This window comes from Dethiosulfatarculus sandiegensis, assembly GCF_000931935.2.
Taxonomy (GTDB): domain Bacteria; phylum Desulfobacterota; class Desulfarculia; order Desulfarculales; family Desulfarculaceae; genus Dethiosulfatarculus; species Dethiosulfatarculus sandiegensis.
Genome location: NZ_AZAC01000014.1, coordinates 482883 through 501400 on the forward strand (window position 1 = coordinate 482883; position 18518 = coordinate 501400).

Below are 18518 nucleotides of genomic sequence, written 5' to 3' on the forward strand. Positions count from 1 at the left end.
GTAATAAATTAAGGCGGGACCGCCTTTTGCGCGTTCAGTGGAAAATTGTCCAAAGAAGAGAGGGAAAACAGTTCTGAGTTGGGAGGTGGCTTTTTTGTTTAATCGGCTGCATTTAGCGGTGGTGATTGGAATTGTTTTTTGCAGGTCGTAAGTAAAACGGCCTGCAAAAAACAAATTGGTCTTGCTGGTAAGGTCAGGCGCTTTCAGGCGGTTGTCAAAGCTGAAACGGTACCTGGTTTGGGTCGAAAAAAGCCCTGACACCTTTTAAAACCTGTAAGCCCCGCTGCGTTCTTCAGAGAGTCCCAGCTTCTTAATACGATAGCAAAGGCTTCTGGGGCTTATATTCAACAGCAGGGCCGCCTGGTTCTGGACCCAACCGCATTTTTCCAAGGCCCGCAGGATGGTGTTTTTCTCCACTTCCTGCAAGTCCAACAGGTCGTCGGTTTGGCCATTGGGGCTGGGCGAGGCTCCGGCCATGGGGGCGTTTTGAATCAAGTCCAGGTCTTTTGGCTCTATGGTCGGGCTTTCGCTGAACAATACGGCCCTTTCTATGGCGCTGCGCAGCTCCCTTACATTGCCTGGCCAGTTGTGAGCCAGCAGGGCCTTTTCCGCCTGGGGGGAGAGTTCCTTGGGTGTTATACTTGCCTCTTTGCAGACCTTATCCAAAAAACGCCTGGTAAGGGGCATGATGTCTTCCATTCTCTCTCTTAAAGGGGGCACGTGCAGGGTGGCCACACCCAGGCGGTAATAAAGATCCTGCCGAAAACTTTTCTCAGCCACCGCCTGGCTCAAGTCAACGTTGGTGGCGCTTATGATGCGCACGTCAACCTCAATGGAACGGGTTGTGCCCAGGGGCTGGATCACCTGGTCTTCAATGGCCCTCAGAACCTTGGCCTGAATGGCGGACGACATATCCCCCACCTCATCCAGGAAGAGGGTGCCTCCATGGGCCTGTTGTATGCGGCCAATGCGGTTTTTGTCCGCTCCGGTGAAAGCCCCTTTTTCATGGCCAAAAAGTTCGCTTTCCAAGAGGGTCTCGGGCAGGGCCGCGCAGTTGACGGTTACCAGGGTGTGGTCCGCCCGTTTGCTGTTGGCGTGTATGGTTCCTGCGATCATGCTTTTACCGGTGCCTGTTTCTCCTGTGAGCAAAAGCGTGATATCTGAAGAGGCTATCTTGGCCGCCTGGTCTAAAAGCCTCTTCATGTTTTCGCTTTCGGCCACCAGCTTGCCGAATTTATAGATATAGGGCTGGGTGCGGCGCAGGTAATCAAAAGCGTTGCTAAGAACCGTCTCGCGCAGGGCACGGTTGATGGTGTGTTTCAGGTGTTCTATATTGATGGGTTTTTCTTGAAAATCATAGGCCCCCTGGCGCATGGCCAAAACTGCCTGATCTACTGATCCGTAACCTGTGGTGACAATTACCGGAGTCCCCGGTATGTTTTCTTTGATATAGGTGACAACCTCCATGCCGCTTTTACCGGGCATGCGCAGGTCCGTAACCACGAGATGAAATCCCCTGTTTTTTAAAAGATCCAGGGCTTCTTCAGCACTTTGGGCTCTGGTGACGGTATGACCCTGTTCCATAAGGGCGTTTGTTATGAGTTCCCTGGTTTGCAGGTCATCGTCCACTACAAGAATGTGGTTTTTGGCGGCAGCGGTCACGGATATTGGTTCCTTTACATTATCCCCCCAGCTGTTAATCACGAAGATGCTCAGGAAAGGAATGAAATCGTTTTCCTTTGCTACATTGGCATTTTGTTAACCTAAATATTACCTGAAAATTCTAAAAAACAACAAACTTAACTAGTTAGGTATTCTGTTCTTTTTTGGGAGCGCCTATTTTTTAAAGCTTTAGATCTATTGAAAGGTGTTCTGGCTGTTCGAATTGCGGTCCAGGGCCTGGCGCACGGTTTGGGCGATCTCCCTCATTAAAATGGGTTTTAAGGCAAAGCCCGCAAAACCCATTTCAAGAGCTCTTTTTTCGTCCATGCGTTCCTGGTAACCTGTGCAAAGCACTACCGGCTGCTCCGGCCGGATCTGTTTTATCTGCTTTGTGAGTTCCATGCCGGTTAAGTTGGGCATGGTTTGGTCTGTTATCACCAGATCAAAACGATTCGGTTTTTCCTTGAATAATTCAAGGGCCTTTTGACTGCTGGTCATTGCGGTGACCCGATAGCCCAATCCCTCCAGGATTTCTCGTTCCAATTCCGCTACCGGGACTTCGTCGTCCACCAAAAGTACACTTTCACTGCCCGTGGGCAAAGGAGAGTCTGAAATCGTCTGGCTGGGCAAAGCGGTTTGCCTGATAAGGGGCAGAAGCACCATAAAGGCAGATCCCCGGCCCGGCCGGCTCTCCACTTCTATACTGCCGCCATGGCCGGTGATTATGCCGTGTACAACCGCCAGGCCGAGGCCTGTACCATCGGCCGATCCTTTGGTGGTGAAGTAGGGCTCAAAGATGCGATCCAGGAATTCCGGCTCCAGACCCGGGCCGTTATCCTTTATCGTGAGTTTTATGTATTCTCCCGGTTTTATTTGCCCCTGGGACAGGGTGCCGGCACCTTCATGTATCATCTTTGGAGTGGGTGCGCTGATGCTTATCAGCTCAAGGGATACGGTAAGCACACCGCCCGTGGATTCCATGGCTTGCGCCGCGTTGGTGCAGAGGTTTAAAAGCACCTGATGGATTTGGGTCGGATCGGCCATGACCATGCTGTAGTCGGCTTTGATCTCTTGAACTATCTCTATGGTGCTCGGCAGGCTGGCCCGTAAAAGTTTTAAAGCCTCTTTTATAACCAGGCTCAGTTCAATGGGTTTGCGTTCCTGGGTGCTCCTGCGGCTGAAGGTGAGGATCTGGCGCACCACTGCCTTGGCCCTTTTACCGGCTGTCAAAACTTGGTCCAGGTTTTGGACTACATCAGGAGATCCTTGTGCTTTTTTCTGGGCCAGCTCGGTGTAACCCAAAATTGAGGTGAGTATATTGTTGAAATCATGGGCTATACCACCCGCAAGGGTGCCGATGGCTTCCATTTTTTGAGCCTGACGAAGCTGGTTTTCCAGACGGATGCGTTTGGTTATATCCCTGCCTACGCTCAAAAAGGCCTTCTGCCCCAGGTAAGTCACGGGCCGTACATGGATTTCAGTGGCTCTAAGCTTGCCCCCCCTGGCTTTGAATTCAACCTCTTTTACGGCCTTGCCCTTTTGGGCGATTGATTTTCTGACATCTTCGCGGAAGCCCGGGGCATTATAAACCGGCACAACCTGCCCCACATTCATGCCTAACAGGACCTCCCTGGTAAAGCCCAGGGATTCCGCGGCAACCTGGTTCACCTCCAGGAAATTGCCCTGATGGTCATGAATGGTGACTATGTCGCCCACTCCCTTGAACAGGGTTTGGTAGCGTTTCAGTTCATCTGCCTTTTTAAGCTGAACCAGCATGGTGTCCAGGGAATTTGAGAGCTGCTCAAGCTCTGTAATGCCGCTCGGCATTATACCCAGCCCGCTCGCCTGCTCTCCCCTGGCTATGGCCAAGGCTTTGAGGGATAGTTTTTTTAGAGGTGAGGACAGTTTGTGGCTTATGACCAGTGAGACTAAAATAGAGATCAAAAGCACCCCGCCGGTTGCCAGGGAAACCAGCAGAAAAATTCTGGTCTGGCTTTTTTTATATTCGCTTAAACCCGCCAGAAAAAAGAGCCCCGGATGTGCGCCGGGCAGCCCCACCGGGGTTGAATACAAGGAGGTGTTGATTTTTTCCCCGGTATAGATATCCAGGTATTCTCCGGCAATGCTTAAGCCCACCGCCCCTTTGGTGTGGCTCATGGGTGGGGCCATCAGCCTTAAAAGACATGCCGCCGCACCCAAGGTCTCGTTTTTTCTTTTTATGGGAAGGCTCATTCCCAGGGAAAAACCACGCCCCGGGTTTTTTATGAGCCCCTCTGTATGAGGGGCCGCGGCCAAGAGCGCCTTGATCGTCGACTGATTGAAGTCTCCTTGATCGGATTTGAAGATGATGTTTTGGTTTTTGTCGGTCACAAAGAAGATGATGGCCTTATTGGTGCTGCCCATCTGAGCCAGACGTTCCTTGAGCTGTTGATGGACGCCCAGCATCAGGGTCACCCGGATCGTGTTGTCCAGGGAGAGTTCCCTTAGCCGACTGGCGGCAAGGTTCATCAGGTGATCATAGCGCTGGGCCGCGGCCTCGGCTTGGGCCTGAACCCGGTTTTGAAATTCCCTCTTCAGCTGGGTGGCAAGCCCCAGGTAGATAAGCCCCGCCATAACCAAGGTGGCGCAGATTACAAGACTGCTTACAGTAAGGCTGATGTAGGTAAAAAGGCTTTTATTGCCCATCAGTGATTCACCTTGGATTTAAGGGGATATATTTCGTCCGTGGCCAGCAGGATATCTCTGGGGATTTTAATCTTAAGCTCTTCGGCCCTTTTTAGGTTAAAGACAAGCGCCACCCGGTCCGCCTCCATGATCGACAATCCGGCCGGCGGCTCGCCTTCCAGTATACGGGCGGCCAGGTGTCCGGCCTGTCGGCCCATGGCTTGGAAATCAACTGAAGCCCCGCCAAACAATCCCAGGCGGATAAATTCATAATTGGGCCCAGTGGCGGGCTTTTTCATGTGGCCTGTGGTCCATTCAATGATTTCCGTTGCGCTAAAAACTTCTCCCTTTTGATTATTTAAGCCTAATGCGGCAAGGTAACAAGCACTTATTTCAGGGTCTTGGGCTGCATTTTTTATCTCTTGGGTGTACTCCTCCCAGGAATACACCGTCTTCATCAATATTCGGTAATCGCCCTTTTCCTCACTACTGCCGCTTGACTCCTTCAGCGATTTGACTGTTCCGGGCTTGGCGTCTCCTTGCCTGCCGATCATTTTATCCGAATCAAAAAAACCATGGAACAACTCAGATTTGATCTGTTTGGCCACCGCGGCTCCGGTGGGTGTGGAGTCTGTGATGATCAATATGGTGTCCAATTTTATTATACGGTTTAAAACCTTAAGGGATTCCTTAATGTGCAGCTTTTCATAGACTCCGGTTACATTGTGCCCGGGATGCGCCCTGGAGTCCAAATATTGTTGAAAACGGTTGTAATATTCGGGCTGTTGATTCATGCCGCTGAAAACAACCGGTAGGCCCTCTGCAGACAATCCGAGCCCCACCAGGCTGAAGGCGTTGTCGTCTATGGTTATTAACAGGTCCGGCTTGAAATCTTTTATCTTTTTTCGGGCGATCTTTGCCTGCCCGGCCATTTGGGCCGGGGTGCGATTGGCCCTTTTTGTCTCCATGTAATAGGTTTCCAGGGCAAGGTTTGCGGGGCTCTCCCAACCTGCTTTTTTAAGGGCTTCCAAAATGCCCAGATGCTGAGGGGAGCCGCATATATGGCCTTTGTCATAGCTGTGCAGGATAAATACCCGCATGGGCAAGACCGGCTTGGCATGGGCAGTCAGGTTCGATGCAGGCAACAGGAAAAGTAGACAGATAAAACAGAATTGAAATAGGATTCTTTTCATAGCCTGTTGACACCTCTGAAATTGTAAATCTCATTTTTTACCTGCTTAAGAAAGAAATATACCAGCGGAGATGGTTTTTGTTGCGCATGCTTTTTAGTGAAATTGGATAATTGTGGATTGAAGTGGAATAGAGATGATGTCAGAGGCTTGGCCTTCATTGCCGCTTGCCGGGTGAAAGGCTTTTGATTCTGGGCCGGAGGGTGCTTGGCGCCTCTCCGGCCCCTCATTTCTAAAGTTTAATTTCTCCGAGGCCCTTTTCTTCCAGCACTTGATTGTAGATTTTTGAAATCCCTTTTAAAAGCGGGGCAAGCTTAAGAAGCTTGGAGGTGCTGCCCTTGGCCTTGAGCTTGCCGGTGGCCATGGCCATCATGGGGTTGAGCTTGTTTGACCAGGCCTGGTGGGCAATGTCCAGGCTGTTTATCATCTCAACATCCGGTTTATCCTCGGGCTTCCCCTGAGCCACTTCATAGGCCCCGCCTCTGGTATCCACATAAAAGTAAAGATCAGGCCCGTCTTGGGTGTAGTTGAAACCGGCCAACATCATAAGATCGTCCAGGGCTTTTTCAGCCTCCGGATCCTGGGGCAGCCTTCTAAAGGTTTCCACAAAAACCTCCATGGCCAGTTTTTGGTCTTTGAAATATTTAGAACCCATTTATTCCTCCCTTTAAGCTTGGTTTTTTGAAGGTGATCCGCATTGCGCCTCAGTAGGCTTTTTCCAAAAGATCCATTACCAGGCCGGGATCAGTCACCGGTCTTGGGTTGAATATGCAAACCGGGTCTGCGACTGCGTGCAGGGCGCAGTCATAAAGCGCCTCTTGGGGCACGCCCAATTGACTGAGCCTGGTGGGATGGCCGCAGGCCTGCATCAATTCCTCGACTTTGTTTGCCGCTTCCTCACCGGCCTGTCCCGGTTCAAGGCCTTCCACTCCAATGCCTAAGGCCCTGGCGATCGCCTTTAAGGGGCCATCGGCGTGCTCGGCATTAAAACGCATGACAACAGGTAAAAATACACCGCAGGCAGTTCCGTGGGGTATTTCATGCAAGGCTCCCACTGTGTGGGCCAGGGCATGGGCCAGGGCCACCTGGGCTATGCAGAATGCCCAGCCGGCCATGGCGGCCGCGACCTGAAGATTCAAACGGGCTTCTTTGTCTTGCGGGTTTTTCATTACCAAGGGCAGGTTTTGGTTTATAAGGTTGATTGCGGCCAGGGCCTGGCCATCGCAGACCGGGTTTGATTTAAGGCTCATCATGGCCTCGGCCGCATGGGTGAGGGCATCCATGGCTGTGGAGGCGGTGAGCCCCGGCGGCAGGCTTAAGGTCAAGTCAGGGTCCAGCACCGCTGTTTGGGGGAAGAGGTGGTTGTCGGCCAGGTACACTTTTCTGTGGACCTTTTGGTTTTTGATGACCGCAACGTTGGTCACCTCGCTGCCGGTGCCGCTGGTGGTGGGAATGGCCAGGTGGGGAAGCCCTGCCTTTGTGAGGCGGTTTATGGCTATATGGTCTGTTGCCTTTCCCCCGTGTTCAAGCACCACGGAAACGGCCTTGGCCGTGTCCATGACGCTGCCCCCGCCAAGGCTGACTATGAGGTCAGCTCCTGCCCGGCGGGCAGCCAGGGCGGCTGTGTCTACTGTCTCAAAGCTTGAATCAGTGGGCACATCTGTGAATGATCCCACCCAAAAATCACCGAGCGCCTTTTCAGCCCGGGCCAGAAGACCGGCCGCGGCCACTCCCTGATCACTTATCACAAAGGCCTTTTGGCAACTTAAGAGCCCCACTTCCGTATTAAGTGAGTTAAGGGCTCCGTGCCCTGCATTCAGTTTGGTGGGGCCGATATACTGAAAACTTTTGCTTTTGGGATAGGAGAACATCATCTGGAAACCCAGTTTGTTTTCCTGATCCCCTTCGCTTGAGATGTGTATGCGCTTGGTCTGGGTGTATTCGGCCAGACCCTCCTGCCCCAGTTCCCGGCCAATGCCGGACTCTTTGTAACCGCCAAAGGGGCAGTAGTCGCCAAAAGCGTGGTAATCGTTTATCCACATGGTGCCGGTCTTGATATTCCGGGCCAGCTCCTGGGCCCTTTTCATGTCCCTGGTCCAGATACCCCCGGCCAGGCCGTAGATTGAGTCGTTGGCCAGTCCGGCTGCCTGTTCGTCATTTTCAAAGCGGATCACACAGGCCACCGGGCCGAAGATTTCTTCCTGGGCCAAGCGGGATTTGTTATCCACATCGGTAAATATCGTGGGTTTGTAATAAAAGCCCTCTTGGAACATGAAGCCTTCGGGCCTTTCTCCGCCGCAAAGCAAGTTGAACCCTTTTTCCAGGCCCAGCTTTACATAGGATTCCGTGGTGCCCCTTTGCTCGGCGCTGACCAAGGGCCCCATCTGGCTTTCCGGGTCCAGTTGATAGGCGATTTTCACCCCGGAAACCCGTTTTTTCAGTTTTGCGATAACCTTATCGTAGACTGCGTCATGTACCAGGATGCGGGTGCCTGATTCGCAGATTTGGCCTGTGTGGAAAAAGGTGCCAAAAAGCACTCCGTCCACTGCCAGGTCAAGGTCCGCGTCATCTAAGATGATATTGGCGCTTTTGCCTCCCAGCTCCAGGGTTACTTTTTTTATTCCTTTAGCGGCCTGGGTCATGATTTCCCTGCCCACTTCGGTGGAGCCGGTAAAGGCGATTTTATCCACCTCGGGATGGGTCGCCAAGGTTTTGCCCAGGACCCCGCCGGGGCCGGTTATGATATTCACCACGCCTTTGGGTATGGAGCTTTCCGCCACTGCCTCGGCCAGGACCAGGGCCGAGATCGGGGTGTTGCTGGCCGGTTTCAAGACCACGGTGTTGCCCATGATAATGGCCTGGCCTATTTTCCAAAGGGCCATGGTAAGGGGAAAGTTCCAGGGCACAATACCCACAGTCACTCCAATGGGCTCCCTGACAATATAGTTGCGGCCCGGGAAAAAAGGATTTCCCGAGACAGGTATCTCTTCCTGCCAGGGGAATGAACCGGCCGCATATTGGGCCAGGTTGCGCAGCATTTGGGAGCCTAAAAAGACCTCTGTTTTGGTGCGGTTTATGATCCCACCGGAGTCCATGGACTCCAGTATGGAGAGCCTCACTGCATGAGTCATCATACGGTCTGCAAAATCCATCACCAGTCTTGAACGGTCAGGGGGCTTTAACCCGCTCCAGTCTCCTTTGTCAAAGGCTTCTCTGGCTGCGGATATTGCCTGGTTCGCCTCATCTTCTCCGGCCCGGGCCACAGTGGCGATTGCCTCGCCCGTACCCGGATCCAGGGTCTCAAAGGTGCGGCCGTCGCCCGGGTCTACAAACTCGCCCCCAATAAATAACCTGTAATGGTCCATGGTCTTCCCTCTAAAAGGCTGGTGTTTTTGATTGGGCAAAACTTACCCATTAGATAATGAATCACGGTTCAGGGTCAAGATAATAACCATGGGGTTAATTGTTTATTAGGGCTGTCGCACGGCAGAAATAAATATTGTGCCGTTAATATAAATAGTTGGGATGTGTTGCCGTTTTCAGTTCAAAAGGCCTCAAGCGGGCCATGTACACACCTCCCCAATGCTGCCTTATTTTCGGGGACCGATGGCCCGTCAGGTTGCGGCTGAACAAAGCGAGAGAAGTAATCGTACATTGCTCAGCAATCGACCGGGGTTGTGCTTTTCCCCCACCCTGTTATGATGAATATAATACAAAATCAGGGGAGCCAAAATCGCCTGATGATCAGGGGCTTTTTGCTAAAGCCCATTTTCGTGATGCCAATCGGCGGTTTTGTTTTTATGCCTGATTTGAAGATTCAAAATTTAAAGACTTCCATGGGAGGTATGTAATGTCCGGTTTAATGGAACATCTCAAGAATAGGCGCAGTGTGCGCAAGTTCGAGGACACCCCGGTGAGCCAGGAACAGCTTGACCAGATTTTGGAAGCGGTGCGCTGGTCGCCTTCCTGGGCCAACACCCAGTGCTGGGAAATCGTGGTAGTGAAAGACCCCGAGCAAAGGCAAAAGCTTCAGGAGACCATGGGTAAAGGCAATCCATCCACCAAGGCTATTGTCACCGCTCCTTTACTTTTGGCTGTCTGCGGCAAGCTTGAGAGTTCGGGTTATTACAAAGAAAAGGTAACCACCAAGTTTGGCGACTGGTTCATGTTTGACCTGGGCATTGCCACCCAAAGCATTTCTCTGGCCTGCGAAGCCCTGGGGCTGGGCTCTGTAGTGGTCGGCCTGTTTGACCAGCAAAAAGCCGCCGAGGTGGTTAAGCTGCCCCAGGGCTATGAACTGGTGACCTTGATGCCCATCGGCGTGCCCGCCCAGGATCCCAAGCCGCCAAAGAGAAGAGAAATCGCGGAGTTCATCCATACCGACGTTTTCTAGGGTAGTTTTTTCTTAGTGTTTAAGTGATTACTTAAATCTTTACTTAAAGCTTTCCAAAGAATAAAGATCCGGTCCGGAACTATTCCGGACCGGATCTTTATTATTATTTTTATTCCTATAAAAAGATAAAGGAAATTTTCGGGCTTTGGCAAGCCTGGCTGCCGGATGCAACCCCAGGGGCCGATCATGCTTACAACCGTTTTTCGAGCTGGATACTGTCTGATGCTCCAAGTGGAGTTGGCTGTTTGATTTAAAGCGGGATCAGTTAAGGGGATAAAGAGGCATGAGGGAACAGGGAAAATCAGGTGGTCCTTTGCCTCACCCTGTTAGATCATCGCCTTTAGTCATAAAACCTTTAACTCATGGGCTGACGTTAATTGGCAACGCTTGTTGTTTTGTTTGTATCTCAGCTAAATTTTAGATTTTTTTTGAGACCTGTAGCGAGAATGTTTGGGAAGGCTGCAACCTGCGGTGGGAGTTTGATTATTTCCAATGTTAAGGAGTGTGTTGTAGTTGTGCAGGTTGGGCTTGATTTGAAAATAACATATAATTTCCGTTTGTTATTTAAAAATATTAATTGACTTATTACTTTAGTAGTATTTATTATTTATTTTCAAATTTAAACTTTAAGGCTAAGACTCCTCTCCGGTATCAACCGCGCCCAGATAATCTGCCTCAGTCAAAAAGTCTAAGAAAATAGTATGGGGGCTTGATTAACCCCGTACAAACCGGTCTTTCGCTAAGCGCCGACCAAATATCGCGACGACTTTGTTACTTTTTTACAAAGGGGGCAAGCATGGTCAAAGGCCAAATAGTCAAGGCAGAGGGTGCCTCAACCGGTTACGGAGCCATGATAGGCTCCGTGGTTGGAGGCGTCATTAAGGGGGCCGGGGCCAAGATTGTGGCCAAAGTGGGGTTTAAGGCTGTGGGCGTGCTTCTGAATACAGCATTTGGCCTGGAAAAGGAGCCCTCCAACAAAGAGCTGATGGATAAACTGAATCAGATGGATGCCGAGTTGCATCAGATATTGGACGGCATAGCCGAGATCGAAGACAATCTGAAAAAACTTTCCCAGCAGCTTGATTATGCCGTAAAGGTGATTGTGAATGAGATAGACAAAGCGGCTTACCAGTCTTATGTCACCACTATCAAACAGTGGTTTGATGATGACTACATGAACATTTGCCCTGACGGGCCGGATTCCTGCGCTCCGTCTGAACAGATCCAGACCCTGGTGGATACTGTTTTGGATAATAACAATGGTGTGGAATGGGTGCTAAGTCACTTGAACAGCTATATTGCCGGTGACCAGGTTGAGGGGACTTTGAGAAGCACCATGGATGTGCTGATAGGCAGTCAGGACAAAGGCGATCCTTTACTGGTCTACCAGAGCTTTGAAAATTATTTCGTGCAGATGATTTGGCTTCAGCTTAAGGGCCTTATCCTCATGGTGGACGCCCTAAATTATCAAAAGGATCACCCCCGGACCGTTGCCAAGGATATCTCCTGGCCCGGCACCGCCTTATCCTATTGCGAGGAAATCTTTCTGCCCAATATTCAAAACCAGTGCCAGGTGTTCTTGCAATGCGTGGAAAAACTGGTTGCCTCGCTCAAGGCCCTCTCTCCGGACCCGCACGGCTTTTTGATTGACGAGGCAAATGAGATCTTCCTCCAGGCAGATTTGCTGGCTTACCAGATTTCCGGTTTTATCGATCTCAAGGAGGATCAGCTTGATGTAAAAGACGCCTTGGAGGTAAGGCTCACCGGCAATCCGGATTGGATGGGCCGCTATGGAGAAGGCTTTGAGGCCACGCTTGTGCCGGGCGCTGGTGATGCATTGCAGGTGGGATTGACACCTCTGCCTAATTACAACTCGGCGAACTTAGAGGCCCCGGTAAGGGATTTTGAGGCCGGGGTGGTTTATCCGGCCTGGATTCTGGATACGGGAGACCAGGATATATGCTTTGACAGTTTCACCTCCCAGAATAAGGTGACTGTGGCCAAATTGTGCCCCCTGGACCAGTCTGCGGATTCGGTAATTAATGGCGCAGCCCTCAGTCTAAAGCTGCCTAAGCCCTTTGACGGGGCAATATATGAATTCCAGGTTGTGCAGCTTATTGGAAATGAAGGGGATTCAATTGAAAATCCATTTTATTTTTACCACCTTTCCGTGCTTGAACCCTATGTGAGCGGAACCTGCTCCAATATGTGGGTGAAAGGCGACACCGAGTACTATGTTGAACCTGAAGGACATAACCCCATAAAAGTGGAGAACGAACAGTGGTATACCGGCAAACAGGACGGCATCCCTTGCTGCGGTTTTGATCTAACCTTGAAGATCACCAACAACGGTGTTTACGACAGTTGGGATTATCATGCCAAGGCAAACACTGTTCTGAATTTGCCCTATGTGGGGGCTGAAAAAGTAAAATCTTTGGCCGTGATGATAAAAGGCGAGGCTCAAGTGAATCAGGACCCAGGCAAAGAGGGCGATTACAAGGAGAACACAGGGGGCATCTCACTTGCCTTGCCCGGGGTTCCGGATCTGGCTTCACTTTCCTTGACGCCTGATCAAGAAAGCCAGACCTGGAAACTCCCCACCACCTTGACTGCAGGCCCCTTAAATCCCGGAGAACAAGGGCCCTCTATGATTGGTTTCGGGTTGGCAGTCAACGGAACCGCGGGCTGGGACCCGGTTACCTGGAGCTCTTCCCGCACCTTTAAAAACAAGGTTATGATAACTCTGAGCGACTGGTGGGTTGAGTATTTAGACTGAGATTTCCTTAACCAAGGCGTTTTCCAAGAGCCGGCCCTGGCGTATCGAGCCAAGGGCCGGTTTTTTATCTGCCCCTTAATTATGCTAACCTGAAGTAGTCAAGAGCTGATTAGTGGGGCGTTAGCAGTTGGAAAGGCGGGCTTCATGGGCATAATCAAACGGCGCATCCTGGGTTATTTTTTTCTCAGCATGGGGATCGCCCTGGCCTTGGGGCCTTATGACCTGGTGGCTAACAAACGTTATGAAGGCCCTGGCCTGGTTCTTTCCGCTCTGGCTACAGATCAAAAGAGCCTGAAGCTGGTTTGCCCCGAAGGAATCAAGCAGATTGAGCCTACCTTGCTTGAGGGCTTTGTCACCTTGAATAAGGCCTGGCAAAAGTTGAATCTGGGCTGGCCTGAGGAGACCAAGGTCTATCTGCAAACGCCGGAGATTCAGACCCTTGGCAATAAATTGGGCATAGCCAAAAAAAAGGCGTTCTGTTTTAAATGCCAAAAAAGGATTTATCGATTGGTGCCGGTGCCTTTTTTAAAAAACCGTGGGGACTTGTATCTGGTTGGTGCAGAACCGGGCGAAATGGGGGAGCCGGTGGCTCCTGGCCAGGGGGTGACTCAAAACCAGACCTGGCAAACTTATCTGGAAAAAATAACCAAACCCAACCTGCCTCATAAAGAGTATCGCTATATGCCGGCGGAATATCCGGACCCGGCGGCCAGGCCTACCTGGGTGTTTATAGAACCTCAGACCTGGCGAGATATCAGCCCCAGATTAAAAGGCGACAATGCACCTTTGATCCGGCTTGACGGTTTTGTGATCAAGTCCTGGATCAAGCCGGTTTATGAATCCTATACTCAAAAATTAGATTGGCTTATGTGGCTGCGCCTTGTTTTGGCCGCCTGCTTTCTGGCATTTGGTTGGAGATTTATAAGCGGTTGTTACGGCAAAAAGCCCGGTATTAGTATTAACCCTAGCTGGGTGGGTGTCTTTACGGACACTATGTTCATTCTTTTTACCGCGGCCGGGGCCTATGCGATTTTGGCCTATTATCAAAAAGAATATTTAGCAGTAACCCCCATTTTAGATGACCAGGCCGTACTGGTTGTAATGTCAGCCATGTATGTGCCTGTTTTGATATTTTTGGCTTTTTACGCCTCCAACCTGGCTGGCCAGAGCCTGGAGGTGACCCGGTCGGGTCTGGTGCGCCATGGACCCGGCAAGTCGATTAACATGCCTTGGGAGAAAATAAGGGGATTCTCTTTAAGGGAAACCCAAATCCCCCTGGTGAGGGGCGGGGTGGCCTTGCCCAGGAAGTTGCAGACCAAGCTGGTGATAGAGCTTGATAATGACCAGGTGGAGGTTTTTGAACCTGCCAATAAATCCATAAAGCTCAATATCTTGTTGACCATTGCTGAAAAAGGGCCGGATAGGCTGGAGCCGGATTTAAAGAAAATCAGTGAGAAGTGGTAACTAATTTGGACTGTTGGCCCTTTTAATGCCTTTCGTAATTTTGGGCTTTTGACAAATTTAAGTAAACTTAGAAAGTATAATAATATCTTTGGGTTTTAGCTTTTACTAATAGGACTAGATCTTTGTGCGCTTTTATGATTCGGAATTATTCGCCGGACCACTAATAGGAATGGCCGTTTTTTACCTTCCTGTTCCGCTTTTCTCTAATTCCCAGCGGGTCCTTTCTTGAAGAAATGCTAAATAAGAATTTTACTCTTCAGATAGTTAAATGCAAAATCAGTGGAATGATAATACTGATCAAAGTATACTCTAATTAGTAAGAATAATTACCTAATACAACACCAAGTTGTCATACAAAGGCTTTTTCTTGACTTGTTAGGCTGCTGAGAGAAACAGTGACCTGTAAACGGTCGGACGACAATTTCACAGGTTGTAATACCAGTAAGCTGGTATTGGCGTAATCAAAAACCGTGAAGATCGGCAAATACCATGGGCAGTCCTTTTTTGGATTTTTTTAAAAGGGAACTGTAGCCAGCGGCGGACACTCTGTGCGATACCTTTCCACTTTAAGATACATAGGCCGGATATTTTTTTTCCCAGCCATATTTGTCCTGATCGCCTTTTCACCGGTTCAGGCCAAAGAACCTTCTTTGCCCCCCAAAGTGCTTCTTTTGCATTCTTTTCCTCTTGCAAGCCATTGGGAGGTAAAAACCCGTGAATCATTTCGTTCAACTCTGGCCGCAAGCCGAACGGTTGAAATTTATGAGGAATACCTTGATTTAACCTTGCCCACTGTTGTTGATTACAGAGGGATGTTGTTGGATTTGCTCAGGGTTAAGTATTCTCAAATAGACTTTGATCTTGTGGTTGCGATGAGTGACCCGGCTTCAGATTACTTGCTGCAACATGGCCAAGAACTTTTTCCCGGCATTCCCAAGATTCTCAATAGTGGAGGGTGGAATGAGTTGAAGGAACCACCCCGCAACCGGAAGATGACAAGTGTTTATTTTGAGTATGATGTACTTGCAAGCCTCAGATTTGCCTTGAAACTTTTTCCCGAGACCACCGATGTATTAATCGTAACCGGTAGCGGCAATTTTACAAAATTTTTACTGTACATTGTCCGTAAACAGCTGGCCAAGCTGGGTGCATCCCCAAAGCTGACCTATCTGCCAATCCTGAGTATTGAGGAAATCTGCGACAAGGTTTCAAGGCTGCCATCCAATTATCTGGTTTTCTATATCGGGATTGCAAAGGACTCCACTGGCAGGCGTTTCAGACCAAGTGAAGCCTGCAAAATCATCTCTGATGCGGCCAATGCCCCTGTTTTTGGAATTTCCGACACCTATTTAGGCAGTGGCATTATAGGGGGTAAACTTGTCAGTTCTGAAATGAACGGCCGCACCCTGGGCAAGGTGGCTTTGCGGATTTTAGGCGGTGAAAAACCTGAGGCCATCGCCCCCACTAGGGCTCTGGATAAAACGGTTTTCGACTGGCGACAGCTGAAACGTTGGGGCCTTTTGGGGCACCCTCTTACAGCCGGGGCAGAAATAAAATACCGTGAAATTACCTTTTTGGGTCAATATTGGCACTGGTTTTTGATTGGCGTGGGCCTGCTTATATTGCAGAGCCTGGTCATCGTTCTTTTGTTGGTGCAGAGGAAACTCAAACGGGAAAAGGAGCAGGAGAGGCTCAAGGCGGAACAAAGCTTGCGCGAGAGTGAGCAGCGTTATCGCGAGATGTTTCATTCCGATCGGGTTGTTCAACTTTTGATAGACCCTGAAGACGGCTCTATAAATGACGCCAACCAGGCTGCCTGTGATTTTTACGGTTATGGATTTGACGAGCTGACAAATAAAAATATAACCGATATCAACACGGCCTCTCCTGAGTGGATTTACAAAGCCATGGGCGAGGCTGAGAGCGGCAACAATTTGTCCTTTCGGGGCAAACATCAACTTGCTTCCAGGGAAATCAGGGATGTGGAAGTTTATTCCAGCCCCCTTACCCAAGAGGGGCGCACCTTTTTACATTCCACTATCTTTGACATAACCAAGCGCAAGCAGGCCGAAAAGGCCTTGCGGATCAGTGAAGAAAAATTCAGCAAAATCTTTTTCGATTCTCCAGTGGCAGTCTGCATCACCACTATAAATGAGGGGCGTTTACTGGAGGGCAACCATGCCTTTTTTGAACAAAGCGGACACAACCGGGAAAAATCCATAGGAAAGACTACGGAAGAACTGGATTTCTGGTCTGATCCTGTAGGAGATCGGGAAAGGGTTTTGGAGCGGTACCGTAAAGAAGGCAGTATCCGCAATATGGAGGCAAATACCCGGCTGAAGAATCAGGATAGCACCATACTCTGGTCCCTGGATCCCATCATCTACGATGATCAAAAATGTTTCCTGAACGTGTTCATAGATATAACTGAGCGCAAAAAGGCTCAAGAGGCTCTCTTGCAGAGCGAAGCCCAATTCCGGATTTTGGTGGAAAACGCTCCTGTAGGGGTTGTGATTCAAACGAGAAACAGAGCAGCCTATGTAAATAAAAAGGCCGCTGAAGCCTTTGGCGCAAAAGATAGAGAAGAATTGTTGGGCACGCCGGTGTTGAACCGGGTGCCCGAACGTTTTCATGATTTGGTTTTAAAAAGGATAAAACTGGCAATCGTGGAAAAACAGAGCACACCGCCTTTGGAATACCAGTTCCTGCGAATAGATGGCAGCGAATTTGATGTGGAAGTTATGGCTGTGCCGTTTAACTACCAAAATGAAGATGGGACCTTGATTTTTTTCCAGGATATTTCGCGGAAGAAGAAGGAAGCGGCGGATAAGAAAACACTGGAAGCTCAACTGGGGCAAGCCCAAAAAATGCAGGCCATAGGAACTTTGGCCGGCGGTATCGCCCATGACTTTAACAATATCCTGGGTGTGGTCATTGGTTTTACCGAGATGGCCCTCCTGAAAAGCCAAAATAGGCGAGAGATCACCCCCGAACTTTCCAGGATTTTGGAGGCGGGGGAACGCGCCCGTGATCTGGTGCGCCAGATAATGACTTTCAGCCGCAAGGTGGAGGTGGAGTTAAAACCGCTTAGCTTGAACGACGAGTTGAAAAACATAGTGGATCTTTTGCAGAGAACCTTGCCCAAGATGATAGACATAGAAACCGACTTTGCCGCCGATCTCACACCTATAGAGGCCAATGCCAACCAGTTGGAGCAAATAATCCTCAACCTGGCCAACAATGCCCAGCATGCCATGCCCGAGGGTGGGAATTTGGCTTTCAAGACGCGGAACATAACACTGACCGCGGATTATTGCGCCCGGCATTTGGAGGTTAAACCGGGCCGGTATGTGTTGCTTGAGGTCTCGGACACAGGAATGGGAATGGATGAGCAGACTAAGGAACAGATTTTTGATCCCTTTTTCACCACCAAGGATGTGGGAGAGGGCACGGGTCTGGGGCTTTCAACCGTATATGGCATTGTAAAAGCCTTTAGGGGGCAAATAATCTGCTACAGTGAACCAGGAGTGGGAACCACTTTTAAAATATACCTACCGGCCTTTGACACCCAAATTTCCACGACTGATGTTGTCTCTTCTTCTAAAAGCGAACTGGCGACCGGAAACGAAACCATATTACTGGTGGATGATGACGACGCTTTGCGTGAGCTGGGCAGGCAGATATTGACCATGGTCGGCTACAAGACCATAACCGCCAGGAGCGGGGAAGAGGCCTTGGACTTATATACAAAGCAAAAGGATGCCCTGGACTTGGTGATACTTGATTTGGGGATGCCGGGTATGGGTGGGTACAAGGCCCTGGAAGAGATATTAAAGTTCAATCCCCGGGCGAAGGTTGTCATCGCAAGCGGCTATGCTGCCACAGATGCTGTGAACAAGGCTCTGCAAGGCGGCGCCGCCGGATATATCACCAAGCCCTTCAGTAGTGCGGAGCTGCTCAGTACAGTAAGAAAGCTGCTTGACCTGGATTAGCGTTTTTTTAATCCAGACCCGCCGAATTGAAATGTACAAGCTATAGCTTTAACTGCTAATCACCCCTCCTGGGAAGTGGGGGGAAGTCCCTTTGCTTCCTATACCCAGGTGATCAAGCAGGGTCACAAAAGAGGGGGAGGTGATAAAGTTTGCGCCATGAGGTTGAAGCCCAGGTAAGGGGAGGGTGCGAGACTGTCTTGTTTTCTGTGTATGAGCCAATTGCGGATTTGATTTACGATTTCAATTTCGCACCGCGTGAATTCTTTCGTCAAATAAGATAGCGAATTGATTCATGGCTGCGGTCCAATCCTTTGGCGGCCTCTTCCACTTTTCCGCCAGGTTTTTGATGGCAAGGAAAAGCAGCTTGGTGGCGGCCT

9 protein-coding genes and 1 pseudogene are annotated in these 18518 nt (G+C 50.0%); 4 read left to right on the forward strand and 6 right to left on the reverse strand.

Annotated features, from left to right (window positions below; translation table 11 throughout):
- Positions 1–264: 264 nt before the first annotated feature.
- From X474_RS11825 to X474_RS11850, 5 genes are all read right to left on the reverse strand, one after another.
- Positions 265–1662, reverse strand: coding sequence for a sigma-54-dependent transcriptional regulator (locus tag X474_RS11825; RefSeq protein ID WP_044349009.1), 1398 nt, complete (start codon positions 1660–1662; stop codon positions 265–267).
- 195 nt (positions 1663–1857) lie between these two features.
- A complete protein-coding gene (locus X474_RS11830) occupies positions 1858–4347 on the reverse strand; it encodes a hybrid sensor histidine kinase/response regulator (protein WP_052515121.1) in 2490 nt (829 codons plus the stop codon).
- Entirely contained in the window at positions 4347–5519 is a 1173-nt protein-coding gene (locus tag X474_RS11835; protein ID WP_044349010.1) for an ABC transporter substrate-binding protein, read from the reverse strand. The genes X474_RS11830 and X474_RS11835 overlap by 1 nt, the downstream gene beginning before the upstream one ends.
- A 229-nt stretch (positions 5520–5748) precedes the next feature.
- Positions 5749–6171 carry an SCP2 sterol-binding domain-containing protein gene (locus X474_RS11845; protein WP_052515122.1) on the reverse strand — a complete coding sequence of 141 codons (423 nt, stop codon included), beginning with the start codon at positions 6169–6171 and terminating at the stop codon, positions 5749–5751.
- Positions 6172–6220: 49 nt separating this feature from the next.
- The gene (locus X474_RS11850; RefSeq protein ID WP_044349014.1) at positions 6221–8881 is read right to left on the reverse strand and encodes an aldehyde dehydrogenase family protein; all 2661 of its coding nucleotides are present in this window, start codon (positions 8879–8881) and stop codon (positions 6221–6223) included.
- 485 nt (positions 8882–9366) lie between these two features.
- Between X474_RS11850 and X474_RS11855 the strand changes: the two genes are divergently transcribed.
- The 4 genes from X474_RS11855 (at position 9367) to X474_RS11875 (ending at position 18141) form a co-directional block, all read left to right on the forward strand.
- Positions 9367–9909 carry a nitroreductase family protein gene (locus X474_RS11855; protein WP_044349015.1) on the forward strand — a complete coding sequence of 181 codons (543 nt, stop codon included), beginning with the start codon at positions 9367–9369 and terminating at the stop codon, positions 9907–9909.
- 796 nt (positions 9910–10705) lie between these two features.
- Complete coding sequence (locus X474_RS11865) at positions 10706–12685, forward strand: hypothetical protein (protein ID WP_044349019.1); 1980 nt, start codon at positions 10706–10708, stop codon at positions 12683–12685.
- A gap of 144 nt (positions 12686–12829) precedes the next feature.
- Positions 12830–14149 carry a hypothetical protein gene (locus X474_RS11870; RefSeq protein ID WP_044349021.1) on the forward strand — a complete coding sequence of 440 codons (1320 nt, stop codon included), beginning with the start codon at positions 12830–12832 and terminating at the stop codon, positions 14147–14149.
- Positions 14150–15114: 965 nt separating this feature from the next.
- Positions 15115–18141, forward strand: coding sequence for a hybrid sensor histidine kinase/response regulator (locus X474_RS11875; protein WP_197282069.1), 3027 nt, complete (start codon positions 15115–15117; stop codon positions 18139–18141).
- A gap of 240 nt (positions 18142–18381) precedes the next feature.
- On the opposite strand, the pseudogene X474_RS26810 reads toward X474_RS11875, so the two are convergent.
- Positions 18382–18518, reverse strand: a pseudogene (locus X474_RS26810) (IS256 family transposase); the annotation flags it as partial.